The sequence below is a fragment of the Bacillus sp. P4_D3 genome, from assembly GCF_056401855.1.
Map to the genome: position 1 here is coordinate 17,792 of NZ_JBFUIN010000005.1, position 12,155 is coordinate 29,946.

The following is a 12,155-nucleotide window of genomic DNA, read 5'->3' on the forward strand; positions in this document are numbered from 1 at the left end:
AGCACCTATTCGTTCACAGGAAGTACAGCACCTTTATATTCTTTGTTAATAAAATCTTGAATTTCTTTTGAATGTAGCACTTCTACTAGCTCTTTAATTTCTTTTTTCTTCTCGTCACCTTTACGAACTGCGATAATATTTGCGTAAGGAGAGTCTGATCCTTCAATTGCGATTGCATCCTTTGTTGGATTTAATTTCGCATCAATTGCGTAGTTTGAATTAATAAATAAAGCATCACCTTCATTGTTTTCGTACAGCTTCGGTGAAAGCCCAGGTTCTACATCTGTTTTAAACTTTAAATTTTTCGGGTTTTCTACAACATCTTTCACTGTTGCTTTAACGATATCAACACCGTCTTTTAATTTAATAACGCCGCCTTTTTGCAATAGTGCTAACATACGTCCGCGCTCTGCAACGTTATTACTCATAATAACCGTTCCTCCATCTGGAAGATCTTTTAAGCTTTTATATTTCTTAGAATAAATGCCCATTGGCTCTAAATGAATTTTTCCTGCGTTTACAATTTTATATCCTTTTTCTTGAATTTCTTTATCTAAATACGGAATGTGTTGGAAGTAGTTCGCATCAATTTCTTTATCCGCTAACGCTTTATTCGGTAACACATAATCCTGGAATTTTTTAATCTCTAATTTAATACCCTTTTTCTCTAATATCGGCTGTGCCTTCTCTAAAATAACAGCGTGCGGCACGTTAGAAGCTCCGACAACAAGCTTATTTTCCTCTTTCCCCCCGCAAGCAGCTAATGTAAATACAGACAGCGCTGTAACAACTGACAGTATAATCTTTTTCATATGATGTCCCCTTCTCCCCTATAGTTATGTAGTTAGAAAAAAGAGCCGGCATACACCAGCCCTTCTTCAAACGATTATTCTTTTACAGGAACAACTGCCCCTTTATATTCTTTATTAATAAAATCTTCAATTTCTTTAGAATGCAGCACTTCTATAAGAGCTTTAATCTCTTTTTTATCTTTATCACCTTTACGAACAGCTACTACGTTTGCGTATGGAGAATCATTTCCTTCAATTGCAATCGCGTCTTTTTCTGGGTTTAATTTCGCATCAATTGCATAGTTAGAATTAATTAGAACCGCATCGCCTTCTTTATTGTTATACACTTGTGGTAATAAACCAGGCTCGATATCCGTTTTGAACTTTAAGTTTTTCGGATTATCTGCAATATCTTTAGGAGTCGCTTTAACTGGATCTACTCCGTCTTTAATTTTTAAAACTCCTTCTTTTTGTAAAATTGCTAAACCACGTCCATGATCAGCAACAGAATTACTCATAAGAATTGTCGCCCCGTCTGGAAGTTCTTTTAAGCTTTTATATTTTTGAGAGTACACGCCAATTGGTTCTAAATGAATTTTCCCCGCTATTTCAAAATCATATTTTTTATCTTTAATTTCTTTTTCTAAATACGGAATGTGCTGGAAGTAGTTTGCATCTAATTCTTTATCCGCTAACGCTTTATTCGGTAACACGTAGTCCTGGAATTTTTTAATTTCTAACTCAATTCCTTTTTTCTCAAGTAATGGCTTTGCCTTTTCTAAAATAACCGCATGAGGTACGTTAGAAGCACCAACAACTAGTTTCTTTTCATCTTTATCTTTCCCACCACAAGCAGCTAGACCAAAAATTGAAGTTGTAATAAGTGCTGTAAGTAATAATTTTTTCATTTGAAATACCCTCCCGTTTTTCATTATCTTTTATCTATTCGAGTCGTTAAACTATCACCAATCCACTGAATGAAAAATACAACTAGTAATACACAAATTGTCGCAACGATTGTTACATCGTTATTTCCTCGCTGGAACCCTTCTAAATAAGCAAGTGTTCCAAGGCCACCAGCACCAACAACACCTGCCATTGCCGTATAGCCTACTAAAGCAATTGTCGTTACCGTAATACCCGATACTAACGCTGGTAACGATTCTGGAATTAATACTTTCAAAATGATTGTGCTTGTTTTTGCTCCCATTGCTTTTGAAGCCTCAATTACACCTTTATCAATTTCACGAAGTGCGATTTCAACCATTCTCGCGTAAAATGGTGCCGCTCCAATAATTAAAGCTGGCAGCGCTGCACTCGCTCCGAGAATTGTTCCAAGAAGAATCTTTGTGAATGGAATTAATAAAATAATTAAAATGATGAACGGTATAGAACGAAAAATGTTTACGAACGCTCCAATCACCGTATTAATCGCTTTATTTTCCCATAAATTATCTTTCGCTGTCATAAAGAGTAATAGTCCTAAAATAAGTCCTAAAACAAATGTGGCAAGCGCTGCGATTGCCGTCATATATAACGTTTCACCAGTTGCTTCTAACATTTGATTCCAATCAACATTTGCAATTAACTTATCCATGTGCAATCACCTCCAGCTCTACTTGATCTTGATGAATCCCTTCTATTGCTTGCTGGATCGCTGTTTCTTCACCATTTAAATGAACGACTAAACTTCCGTAAGAGCCGTTATTCGTTTGTGCGATATTTCCTTGCAAAATGCTAACTTCTATATCACCGCGCTGCATTAACCTTTGAAGTACCGGTCTTTCTACTGCTTCACCGACAAACTGCAAACGAATTACTTTTCCATCTGGATATTTTTCAATTAAGCTTTCAATCGTTTCATTTGTATCTTCAGAATCAGTTAACTGCTGTACAAATCGTTTCGTAATATCTTGCTGTGGATTACGGAATACGTCAAGTACTGGACCCGTTTCTACGATTTTCCCTTTCTCCATTACAGCAACTCGATTACAAATTTTGCGAATAACGTGCATCTCATGCGTAATCAATACAATTGTTAAGCCGAGACGCTTATTAATATCTAATAATAAATCTAAAATTTGATCTGTCGTTTCCGGATCAAGAGCTGACGTTGCTTCATCACATAAAAGTACTTGTGGATTGTTAGCTAACGCTCTTGCAATCCCGACGCGCTGCTTTTGTCCACCACTTAGCTGAGATGGGTACGCGTCTCCTCTTCCCTCTAATCCAACAAGATGAATTAACTCATCGACACGTTTTCTTCTCTCTGCCTTATCGACACCTGCAATTTCAAGTGGGAATGCGATATTTTCACGCACAGTTCGTGACCAAAGTAAGTTGAAATGCTGAAAAATCATTCCGATTTCTTGTCTTGCCTTACGAAGTTCATTTCCAGTAATCGCTGAAATCACACGATTCGCAATTGTAATTTGGCCAGAAGTTGGTTTCTCTAACTGATTAAATAATCTGATTAACGAACTTTTCCCAGCACCACTATATCCGATAACACCAAATATTTCGCCTTTCTCTATTTGTAAGTTGGCGTTATCTACAGCAGTGACATCACCGCTTTTTGCCTTATATATTTTCTTTACATTCTCTAATAGAATCATGGTGTATCACCCCTTTTTTGTTTAAAAAGCGTAAGCGGCTCGTTTAGAATGTAAAGTGGATGGAGCTTCTGACGTAGAGGCGCTTTTTGCCTCATAGGAAGAAGCGAAGCCATCGAACATTCTAGCCGCTGGAGCTAGATTTCATAAAAACTTTGGATAGACTCCGCATTTTTTTATTTTTGATGCGTGTAGTCCATCGTTATAGCTCCTCTTATTATTTGAATGTCCTCCGCATTCAAACGACAAAAAACCTTTCCGCTTCTAGAGAAGCAGAAAGGTTTATATGCGTATATAACAACATTATCCCTCTCTCTCATCTCTCAAAGCATTTGCTTTGCAGGAATTGGCACCATTTCAACATAAGTTGACGGTTGCCGGGCTTCACAGGGCACAGTCCCTCCACCTCTCTTAATAAGAGAAATCAGATTAAATTTTCGTCTGATTTAAAATTTATGAAATTGTCTATATTTTATGAATTGAATTGTATCAATATCCACACGCCGTGTCAACAGAAATTTTCGCAAAAAAAGAAACTTCAGAATTTTAAGCCCCGACTGACATCGGTTTACATATATGAAACATCGATTCAACTAATAACATCGTTCGATACGTTCCAGAATATTGTACCCGTCCATCACTCATTAACGTTTGCAACCTCATATTTCCAGTCACTAATTTTTGTACATCCTCTTCCTCTAAACAAACGATTTGTTCCGTTCCTCTCGCCTCTTTCAAAAGTTCTATATAATCTCTTGAAATTTGTAACGAACAGCATTCATCTCCAAAACGAAAATTAACAGTTCTTTCTCCTTGCCTTAAAAGCGGTTCTAAATGATATTGACCATTAGCGTAATTTACAAATGATTGAAGCAAAGAATATAATTTCATCCTAAACCACATCCCTCATATCACTTTCTATTACATACCATTCCCTCTTATTAAAGAGCAATCCTGTTACTTTCGCTCGACAAATACTGTATCTATCACGCATGTCGACATATTTCCCAAGAAATATGTCGAGGCGGCAAAAACTTTGCCGCCTACTTTAATTCCGTATATAAATATTCAACCGAATGAAATGCATATATTTTCTTCATCAGTGTCCCATTTTCAAAAACAAGTAAACACGGTACACTTTCTATCCCATACTCTTTCGCTAAATGCGGGGCATAATTTAAATCTAACATCCCAATTTTCAAATCTTCAATCGTCATCTCGACGACCGTTAACATCTTCTTTGCTAACTGGCATGTTCCACACATTGGTGTATACACATATAACACTGTTTTTTCTTCATTTCCTATTAGGTCTGTAGCTTCGGCACCTGTCCAATCAATCACTTCTATCATTCCTTACCGTAAATATTCTGTATAAACGTCAATGTCAGCTCCCCATAATACATTTGCTAAATGTGAAGAAGGTGCAGTCGCCACCTCGCGATACGAGCGATCAATATAAATATGCTCTGCTTGCGGAAATTCTTTTCGGAATTGTTTCCTTAACTTTTCTCCTGCATCATCAGCATCCACTAGCACATATACGTCCTTATCAAAAAGTTGATCAATGAGCTCATCCATTTTCGACAAACCAATTGTACCATTTGTACAAACAATTTCCACTGGTTCACGAATAATAGATTCAATCTTTCTTCTATCCGATTTACCTTCTACAATAATGACTTTTTCCACATAAATCATATGTCATCACCCGATCACCATATACTATACAACCTTTAACTTAGTATATAGTATATTCGTTATTTTCATGTTGTTTCCTGTTTATTTTTGCAAAAGAAAAGCGCAAGCGGCTCGTTCAGAACAGGAGGGCATTGGAACTCCTGAACTGGAGGCGCTTTTTGCCTCAAGTGAAGGCGTRAAATGACCGACTGTTCTAGCCGCTGGAGCTAGACAAYGAAAAAAGTTTTTTCAAAAACGTTCTCCTATATAATAATTAATATATATGTTTTTAAATTCATTATGTACACAACATAAAAAAGGACAGCACAAAGGCTGTCCTTTTTCTTCGACTATAATTAGTCTTGGTTTGTCATTTCTGCATATTTTTCTGCAGTTAATAACTTCTCAACTTGGCTTGCATCAGAAAGTTCAACTTTAACCATCCATGCACCCTCGTATGGAGATTCGTTAACTAGTTCTGGTTGGTCACTTAATTCTTCGTTTACTGCTACAACTTTACCACTTACAGGTGCGTATAATTCAGAAACTGTTTTAACAGATTCTACGCTTCCGAATGGCTCGTCAGCTTGGATTGTTGCACCTACTTCAGGAAGTTCAACGAATACGATATCGCCTAACTCACCTTGTGCAAAATGAGTAATACCGATAACAACCGCATTACCTTCTGTTTTTACCCATTCGTGTTCTTCAGAGTAACGTAAATTATTTGGAATGCTCATGACTGTACCTCCAGTGAATGTATTAATTATGTAAAAATACCTTATTGGTATTTTTTCCACGCACTTTCAAACTGCTCTTCGTTAAAACCAAGTGTTACACTCGTTCCATCTGTTACAATTGGACGTTTAATTAACATGCCATCAGATGCTAAAAGCTCGTACATTTCGTCTTCGCTTGCATCCTTTAACTTATCTTTTAAACCAAGTTCGCGGTAACGCATTCCACTTGTATTAAAGAATTTTTTTAATGGTAATTCACTTTTCTCATGTAAATTACGTAAATCTTCTTTTGACGGTGGATTTTCAACAATATGAATCATCTCATATGCTACATCGTTTGCCTCAAACCATTTCTTTGCTTTTTGACATGTGCCACACTTTGGATATGAATAAAATGTTACTGTCATAAATTCACCTACTTTTTTACTAACCTTTACCTTTATMATATAGAAAACATTTTATTATTTCAAACGATTATTCGCTAAACTTTTACTTATTTCGTGATAATTTTTAATAATCCTGCTAATTTTTCTTATTTTTCCGCCATTTATTAAGAAAAAATAAATATATAATTTTTTTAAAACTTTTTTCTCATCCCACGCCGAACATATATCTTAAACAAACGTTTGATTAATTTCATATTTTTCTACCTCAGCCTTTGGAATACGTAGATTCTTTCATACCGAACATATACCTTAAACAAACGTTTGATTAATTTCATATTTTTCTACATCCACCGTTGAAAAATATGACTTTTCCCATACCGAACATACCTCTTAAACAAACGTTTGATTAATCTCATGTTTTTCTATATCACCGTTGGAAAACATGATTTTCTATACCGAACATATATCTTAAACAAACGTTTATTTAAAAAATAAGAAGCCCTTTTACAGGCTCCTTCATCATCGACTTAAATAGTCCGAAATGGTTTGAAATACTACTATATACATATTATGAATATTTTGATTGGAAACCGTATCATTATATAACCCTATACCCCAATATTGTCCTTCGGGTCTTCCCATATTCACAAAACCTTGCGTATACATCATTGCCCTATCCCTTGGAGCATTGTCAAAATCTAAATCTTTTTCAGTAAAAATCAAATACGGTCTATCTTGTAAACCGATAAAAAACACCGGCTTCTTTAACGATAAAAATAAGTCTGTATACTGTTCCTTTGATGCTTCTTGAAAATATTCTTTCATGACGAGAAAACCATCAACTTTTTCGGATTTCTCCTGCATCTCTTCTAACTTCACGTTTTCAAACTTTATATTTCTAAATGTATCTTTCGGCTTTTCACCAACAACTCCAATGACGAGCGCTCTCCCGTTATATTCTAATGTATCTCCTTCATTATCCTTGGCACATCCAGTACCCACTAGGCATAACAATATAAAAAATAAGAAATAAAGTGAACGCTTCATATAGCACCCTCCCCCTCTTTTAAGTCAAGTGACAAAAATGTAAGGTGAATTCAAGAAAATGTAAGTGAAATCGATAGCCCAATTGGATTTTCTATATTATAATCAATTGAATTTATTTACATTACTAAAACATAGGAGATTATCATGAAGAAATTTAAACTTTCATCTCTTCTTCCGTTAAGTTATATACTTCTACTCGTACTCGTAAGTCCCCTTTACGATGTATTAAATAAATCTACTGTTCACGCAGTAGATGTCACAACTGTAGTAGATGATTGGATTCCATTTGTGAAAGCATTTATTATTCCTTACTTACTTTGGTTTCCATACTTATACGGTGCACTTATTTATTACTGTTTTGCTGATCGAAAGCAATATTATGTCACTTTAAGTAGTGTAATTCTTGGAAAACTTGCTTGTTTTTCGATTTACTTTTTTTGGCAGACAACCGTACCACGCCCAACCGTCGTTGGAACAGATGTATTTTCCGAACTAGTCCGCTATATTTATAGTATTGATCAACCAGTAAACTGTTTCCCAAGCATTCATGTCCTTACGACATTTGTAATTATGTTAGCTGCCTTTAAGCGTAGAGAACAGCATGCTTTGGAATATTACATCCTTACTTTCTTCGGTACGCTTATTATTTTATCAACGCTATTTACGAAGCAGCATGCCTTTGTAGACGCCATTTCTGGAATGACGCTCGCAAGCGTACTATACTTCGGTGTTCAGCTATTATTAGCAAAAGAAACAGTACGCGTTCCAGTAAAACGAAATCATAAAATGTAAAAAAGCAGACTGTGGCTTCTTCAGTCTGCTTTTCTCTATATTAAGGAGATTTTCAAATTAAGATTGCGGTACAGTCATATCACCAGAGTGAATACGACCTGCTTTTTTAAGAGCGATGTAAAGTATATAAGAAACAGCTACTGGAATGATGACATAAGTGATTATCATCGCTGGGACAACTTCCCATCCTTGGCTGGAAATTAAATTAATTGGTGCGATAAGAGAGCTTAATCCAAGGCCTGCAATTTCTTTCCCTGCTTCCAGGTGGAAAATTAATGCTGATACTGGGCCTACTATAGCGCTGGCGACGACAGTTGGGACGAGAATCATTGGATTTTTAGTAATGTTCGGCAACTGTACTTTTGGAGTACAAAGTGCCTGAGCTAATATGCCACCTAAATTATTTTCTTTCGCTGAAATAACAGAGAATCCGATAAACTGAGCAACACATCCTGCAAGTGCTGCACCGCCTGCAACACCATCTAAGCTAAGTGCTATCGCTAAAGCAGCTGATGAAGCTGGAGAGATAAGTAATAGTCCCCAAACTACAGCAATCACGATAGAAGCGATGAACGGGCTACCAGCTGAACTATCTTTAATGAATGCTCCAACTGTATTTAAAACTGGGCTAATATTTTGAGCTAACCAAATACCGACTAAACCAGAACCTAATATTGCTGCAAATGGAACGAGCATCATATCTAAAGCAGTTTTTCCACTTAATCGTTTACCAATATAAACTGCTAAAGTCGCTGTTAATAATGCACCGATTGGTTCACCTGTTTTAATGATGAGACCAGCTTCAGTAATTGAAATTGAACCGGCTCCAATTGCTCCAGCTACCATCGCTGAGAAAATTACGAGTCCGTTTGCACCGAGCATAAAAGCAATCCCGGCTCCAATTGCTGGTGCCATAAGTGATTTTGCAACAACTCCGATTGTAATAAGTAATGGGATATCAACAATTCTTCCTATATTTTCGATCAGTAAACCAATTCCAAGGGATACGAAAATACCCTGTGCGATTCCGGCAGAAGCTTTAAACACACGAGACATTATATATTCTTTCATTTGTTTCACCTTCTCCTATAATTTAGTAACCAATTGTTTTCATATAATCGCGTAAAACATCGTTTGATTTTGCAAAGCGGCTTTCTTCATCTTCTAATAAGTTCAGTTCTACCACTTCTCTTATACCGTCTCTAGTAATAATTGCTGGCACTCCTGTACAAATATCGTATTCGCCATATTCACCATCTAAAATAGCTGAAACAGCGATAACACGGTGATCATCATTGAAAATTGAGCGAGCAATATAAGCTAGAGAATTTCCGATTCCGTAATAAGTAGTTCCTTTGCGCTTATAAATTTCCCATCCAGCTTTTGCAGTCTTCTCCACAATTTCATCTAAATCTATTTCACCAAATCGTTCTTTTTGTTCCTCTAAAATTTGCAAAATCGGTTTTCCACCAACAGTTACGTGAGACCAAGCAACCATTTGAGAATCACCATGTTCTCCTAATGAATACCCATGAATACTGCGAGGATCTACATGTAACATTTCAGATAAAATTGTTCTTAAGCGAGAAGAATCTAGTGATGTACCTGTACCAATCACACGATTTCTAGGTAATCCAGATAGCTTCCACACTTGATATGTAATAATGTCAACTGGGTTCGATGCGAGTAAGAAAATGCCATCAAATCCACTTTCCATTACGCCGCCAACAATACCTTCCATAATCTTAGCGCTTGCTCCTAAAGTGTCTAAACGACTTTGTCCAGGCTTCGGCGCTGGTCCTGCTGTAATAATGACAATGTCCATATCTTTGCAGTCTTCATAACTTCCTGCATATACTTTTGTTCTTGTATTTGTAAAGTTAATGCAATGTGATAAGTCCATCGCTTCTCCAACTGCACGTTCATGATTTATATCAATTAACAATAGCTCTTCGCAAATCCCTTGGTTTACAATGGAATACGCACAGCTTGATCCAACTAATCCAGTACCGATAATTGCAATTTTTCTTGTGTTTCTTCTCATAGCAATCTCTCCTAATTGATCATATAATCTATTTTTTTGTTCTTTACACTCTTAATTATAGAGATTCCTACGATAGAAACCATGGATACTTTGTGAATTATTGAACAAACTTTTGTCCTTTTTGTGAATTGTCATATTCAATTTTCATCATATTTGTTACAACTGGAAAAATATTTATTATGTATTTATTGACATATACAAAACAAAAACGAGCGAATCCATTCGCTCGTTTCATCCCGCTATTTGCGGGCAATAAAACTCCCGCCTCAAAATTCGGCTGGAGCAAAGAAGTTAGGTGGGAGTCGGGCTGCCCGTAAACGCCCGATTGGTGTGGGCTAATAATCAGTGGGRGATGAACCCCACACTGATTAAAGTTTCACTTTATCCATCACATTATTCCGCACTTAATTGACTTTTTAGTTGCTGTACAATCATTGGATTAGCAGGCGCTGCCGGCTTATAATAACTTTTTTGCTTTGCGTATTCATACATATTACGTTGACGAGATTCATCTTGATTACGAATTTGAATTAACGTTTGATGTAACTGTTCATTATCAGACTGAGAAATATAATTTGCATAACTTGTTAAACTTGAATTTAACCCTGCTAAATAATCATTTACCATATCTTTTTCATTCATTTCTCTCTTCCTCCTATCCTAAAAAAGTCATTAACTGTTGTTTCGTATTTCGTGCATCTTGCGCATCCTTTTGTAGCATTTGTTTCAACTCTGGATCTGTACAAGCCTGTGCATACTGGTCCAATTTGTTAATAATCGTCGCATGACCACCAATTAAATGACGTAAATTTTCTACTTCAAGCTCTGTTAAATTTTGCATAGAACATACCCGCCTTTCTTTTTTCATTCGTCATTAGTATTTGGTTTTTTTTGGATTGTATGCATAAAAAAAGTCGCAGTATACAAAGCCTAGTTTTCATTTTTTTACACGCGTGTTCGAATATGCAAAATTACATATTTTTAACTTTTATTTTCACATTAAAATATAGACATATACTATAAAATAATTAACATGAAAATCCCTTTAAAATACTTCTCATTCTTTGCAATTCCACCATTTTTCTTATTCATCATCTCTCGTCTTCTTTTACACCAAATAATAAATTATTAATGAAAGGAGAAATAAACATGAAAACACATGACTTCCTTACAGAAATCCAGAAGGGCTCTGAACCTAATCCATATCAAGATCCTATCGCATTTATTTTCCTTTGTTTTTCCTTAGCCATATACACATTTTTAAAACCAGCAAAATAATATCATCTAGCAAAAAGAGCCTCAAAATTATTTGAGGCTCTTTCTTGTTAAATTCCTTTCCGCTTCTTCAATCGCCCGTTGCATTTGCACTAACGGATCTTTAATCATCTTCCCATGCCCTGTCGCTAATATAGACGGCTTATACTCCAGCAATTTCTGCGCACTCGTTAATGAAACTTCTGCATCCCACGTACCAAACATAGGAAATGGAAAAAGCCAATTTAATTGCCCTGCTACCGCTATCCCGCCTCTCGTTTGAAATGCATCTCCAACAATGAGTGCATCATTTCTCGTGTCTAAAAACGCCATTGATCCCGGTGTATGACCTGGAGCTGCAATCGCTACAAGGGAACCTATTTGATCTCCCTCTTGAAGAAGAATATCTGGAATCGTCTTTATCCTTTTTGACACACTTACTTTTACCTGCGTGTCTGGTTCCCCTATTTGCAGTGACAAATCCCCTTCAAGTAAACTTGCATCTCTTTTAGAAATATAGACCGGAACATTCGGAAATTCTTGTTTTATAGCATCGAGCGCCCCTATATGGTCATCATGCGCATGTGTAATAACGATATTCGTAATCGGTTTTCCTGTTTTTCGAGCCGCTTCTAAAATCTTCTTTGCACAAAATGGTAAAGCAGCATCAATTAAAGTTAATCCTGTTTCTTCTTCAACAAAGTAACAGTTAATCGGAAATAGACGCGGTAAAAATGCGATTTGGTGAACTGTTCCTACTCTTATTAACTTCATCTCCTTTACCTCCATTAAAAAAAGCCGTTTACAAAT

18 protein-coding genes and 1 riboswitch are annotated in these 12,155 nt (G+C 36.2%); of the genes, 2 read left to right on the forward strand and 16 right to left on the reverse strand.

Features of this window, described 5'->3' with window-relative positions; all coding sequences use genetic code 11:
• Positions 1-5 precede the first annotated feature (5 nt).
• From metQ (AC1DTM_RS01815) to AC1DTM_RS01860, 10 genes are all read right to left on the reverse strand, one after another.
• Complete coding sequence (metQ, locus tag AC1DTM_RS01815; RefSeq protein ID WP_078179387.1) at positions 6-812, reverse strand: methionine ABC transporter substrate-binding lipoprotein MetQ; 807 nt, start codon at positions 810-812, stop codon at positions 6-8.
• Between the two features lie 74 nt (positions 813-886).
• Positions 887-1,699: a methionine ABC transporter substrate-binding lipoprotein MetQ gene (gene metQ / locus AC1DTM_RS01820; RefSeq protein ID WP_088079621.1), complete on the reverse strand. Its 813-nt coding sequence runs from the start codon at positions 1,697-1,699 to the stop codon at positions 887-889.
• A 23-nt stretch (positions 1,700-1,722) separates the two neighbouring features.
• Entirely contained in the window at positions 1,723-2,388 is a 666-nt protein-coding gene (locus tag AC1DTM_RS01825) for a methionine ABC transporter permease (RefSeq protein ID WP_071748142.1), read from the reverse strand.
• Positions 2,381-3,406 carry a methionine ABC transporter ATP-binding protein gene (locus AC1DTM_RS01830; RefSeq protein WP_061673671.1) on the reverse strand — a complete coding sequence of 342 codons (1,026 nt, stop codon included), beginning with the start codon at positions 3,404-3,406 and terminating at the stop codon, positions 2,381-2,383. The genes AC1DTM_RS01825 and AC1DTM_RS01830 overlap by 8 nt, the downstream gene beginning before the upstream one ends.
• A gap of 310 nt (positions 3,407-3,716) precedes the next feature.
• A riboswitch (SAM riboswitch) is annotated at positions 3,717-3,824 on the reverse strand.
• A gap of 125 nt (positions 3,825-3,949) precedes the next feature.
• A complete protein-coding gene (locus AC1DTM_RS01835) occupies positions 3,950-4,294 on the reverse strand; it encodes a hypothetical protein (RefSeq protein WP_002068015.1) in 345 nt (114 codons plus the stop codon).
• A 152-nt stretch (positions 4,295-4,446) separates the two neighbouring features.
• Positions 4,447-4,755, reverse strand: a complete 309-nt coding sequence (locus AC1DTM_RS01840) for a thioredoxin family protein (protein WP_087945836.1) — start codon at positions 4,753-4,755, stop codon at positions 4,447-4,449.
• A gap of 3 nt (positions 4,756-4,758) precedes the next feature.
• Positions 4,759-5,103, reverse strand: a complete 345-nt coding sequence (locus AC1DTM_RS01845; protein ID WP_002159991.1) for a toprim domain-containing protein — start codon at positions 5,101-5,103, stop codon at positions 4,759-4,761.
• A 335-nt stretch (positions 5,104-5,438) separates the two neighbouring features.
• A complete protein-coding gene (gene gcvH / locus AC1DTM_RS01850; RefSeq protein WP_000026895.1) occupies positions 5,439-5,822 on the reverse strand; it encodes a glycine cleavage system protein GcvH in 384 nt (127 codons plus the stop codon).
• A gap of 41 nt (positions 5,823-5,863) precedes the next feature.
• On the reverse strand, positions 5,864-6,229 hold the full coding sequence (locus tag AC1DTM_RS01855; RefSeq protein WP_002159990.1) for an arsenate reductase family protein: 366 nt from the start codon (positions 6,227-6,229) through the stop codon (positions 5,864-5,866).
• A gap of 498 nt (positions 6,230-6,727) precedes the next feature.
• A complete protein-coding gene (locus AC1DTM_RS01860; protein ID WP_002159989.1) occupies positions 6,728-7,255 on the reverse strand; it encodes a hypothetical protein in 528 nt (175 codons plus the stop codon).
• Positions 7,256-7,399: 144 nt separating this feature from the next.
• On the opposite strand from AC1DTM_RS01860, the gene AC1DTM_RS01865 reads away from it, so the two are divergent.
• The gene (locus tag AC1DTM_RS01865) at positions 7,400-8,047 is read left to right on the forward strand and encodes a phosphatase PAP2 family protein (protein WP_002112680.1); all 648 of its coding nucleotides are present in this window, start codon (positions 7,400-7,402) and stop codon (positions 8,045-8,047) included.
• 57 nt (positions 8,048-8,104) lie between these two features.
• Here the strand turns inward: AC1DTM_RS01865 and AC1DTM_RS01870 are convergent, their stop codons facing one another.
• The 5 genes from AC1DTM_RS01870 to AC1DTM_RS01890 all read right to left on the reverse strand — a co-directional run bounded on the left by AC1DTM_RS01870 (position 8,105) and on the right by AC1DTM_RS01890 (position 10,932).
• Entirely contained in the window at positions 8,105-9,118 is a 1,014-nt protein-coding gene (locus AC1DTM_RS01870; protein WP_002198943.1) for a PTS sugar transporter subunit IIC, read from the reverse strand.
• A 22-nt stretch (positions 9,119-9,140) separates the two neighbouring features.
• Positions 9,141-10,091 carry an L-lactate dehydrogenase gene (locus tag AC1DTM_RS01875; RefSeq protein ID WP_423747639.1) on the reverse strand — a complete coding sequence of 317 codons (951 nt, stop codon included), beginning with the start codon at positions 10,089-10,091 and terminating at the stop codon, positions 9,141-9,143.
• Positions 10,092-10,188: 97 nt separating this feature from the next.
• Positions 10,189-10,344, reverse strand: coding sequence for a hypothetical protein (locus tag AC1DTM_RS01880; RefSeq protein WP_207634201.1), 156 nt, complete (start codon positions 10,342-10,344; stop codon positions 10,189-10,191).
• Between the two features lie 140 nt (positions 10,345-10,484).
• Positions 10,485-10,733 carry a spore coat protein gene (locus tag AC1DTM_RS01885; RefSeq protein WP_002034620.1) on the reverse strand — a complete coding sequence of 83 codons (249 nt, stop codon included), beginning with the start codon at positions 10,731-10,733 and terminating at the stop codon, positions 10,485-10,487.
• Positions 10,734-10,746: 13 nt separating this feature from the next.
• Positions 10,747-10,932: a hypothetical protein gene (locus AC1DTM_RS01890; RefSeq protein WP_002112687.1), complete on the reverse strand. Its 186-nt coding sequence runs from the start codon at positions 10,930-10,932 to the stop codon at positions 10,747-10,749.
• A 308-nt stretch (positions 10,933-11,240) separates the two neighbouring features.
• On the opposite strand from AC1DTM_RS01890, the gene AC1DTM_RS01895 reads away from it, so the two are divergent.
• Complete coding sequence (locus AC1DTM_RS01895; protein WP_002112689.1) at positions 11,241-11,369, forward strand: hypothetical protein; 129 nt, start codon at positions 11,241-11,243, stop codon at positions 11,367-11,369.
• 27 nt (positions 11,370-11,396) lie between these two features.
• Here AC1DTM_RS01895 and AC1DTM_RS01900 read toward each other — a convergent pair whose 3' ends face one another.
• Positions 11,397-12,119, reverse strand: coding sequence for an MBL fold metallo-hydrolase (locus AC1DTM_RS01900; protein WP_088099650.1), 723 nt, complete (start codon positions 12,117-12,119; stop codon positions 11,397-11,399).
• Between the last annotated feature and the right edge of the window lie 36 nt (positions 12,120-12,155).

What these genes read in the sequence shown, in the direction of transcription:
- AC1DTM_RS01895 (WP_002112689.1), top strand. Translation starts at nt 11,241, where the DNA reads ATGAAAACACATGACTTCCTTACAGAAATCCAGAAGGGCTCTGAACCT.
- AC1DTM_RS01865 (WP_002112680.1), top strand. Translation starts at nt 7,400, where the DNA reads ATGAAGAAATTTAAACTTTCATCTCTTCTTCCGTTAAGTTATATACTT.
- gcvH (WP_000026895.1), bottom strand. Translation starts at nt 5,822, where the DNA reads ATGAGCATTCCAAATAATTTACGTTACTCTGAAGAACACGAATGGGTA.
- AC1DTM_RS01900 (WP_088099650.1), bottom strand. Translation starts at nt 12,119, where the DNA reads ATGAAGTTAATAAGAGTAGGAACAGTTCACCAAATCGCATTTTTACCG.
- AC1DTM_RS01825 (WP_071748142.1), bottom strand. Translation starts at nt 2,388, where the DNA reads ATGGATAAGTTAATTGCAAATGTTGATTGGAATCAAATGTTAGAAGCA.
- metQ (WP_078179387.1), bottom strand. Translation starts at nt 812, where the DNA reads ATGAAAAAGATTATACTGTCAGTTGTTACAGCGCTGTCTGTATTTACA.
- AC1DTM_RS01875 (WP_423747639.1), bottom strand. Translation starts at nt 10,091, where the DNA reads ATGAGAAGAAACACAAGAAAAATTGCAATTATCGGTACTGGATTAGTT.
- AC1DTM_RS01830 (WP_061673671.1), bottom strand. Translation starts at nt 3,406, where the DNA reads ATGATTCTATTAGAGAATGTAAAGAAAATATATAAGGCAAAAAGCGGT.
- AC1DTM_RS01855 (WP_002159990.1), bottom strand. Translation starts at nt 6,229, where the DNA reads ATGACAGTAACATTTTATTCATATCCAAAGTGTGGCACATGTCAAAAA.
- AC1DTM_RS01870 (WP_002198943.1), bottom strand. Translation starts at nt 9,118, where the DNA reads ATGAAAGAATATATAATGTCTCGTGTGTTTAAAGCTTCTGCCGGAATC.
- AC1DTM_RS01840 (WP_087945836.1), bottom strand. Translation starts at nt 4,755, where the DNA reads ATGATAGAAGTGATTGATTGGACAGGTGCCGAAGCTACAGACCTAATA.
- AC1DTM_RS01860 (WP_002159989.1), bottom strand. Translation starts at nt 7,255, where the DNA reads ATGAAGCGTTCACTTTATTTCTTATTTTTTATATTGTTATGCCTAGTG.
- AC1DTM_RS01885 (WP_002034620.1), bottom strand. Translation starts at nt 10,733, where the DNA reads ATGAATGAAAAAGATATGGTAAATGATTATTTAGCAGGGTTAAATTCA.
- AC1DTM_RS01835 (WP_002068015.1), bottom strand. Translation starts at nt 4,294, where the DNA reads ATGAAATTATATTCTTTGCTTCAATCATTTGTAAATTACGCTAATGGT.
- AC1DTM_RS01890 (WP_002112687.1), bottom strand. Translation starts at nt 10,932, where the DNA reads ATGCAAAATTTAACAGAGCTTGAAGTAGAAAATTTACGTCATTTAATT.
- metQ (WP_088079621.1), bottom strand. Translation starts at nt 1,699, where the DNA reads ATGAAAAAATTATTACTTACAGCACTTATTACAACTTCAATTTTTGGT.
- AC1DTM_RS01845 (WP_002159991.1), bottom strand. Translation starts at nt 5,103, where the DNA reads ATGATTTATGTGGAAAAAGTCATTATTGTAGAAGGTAAATCGGATAGA.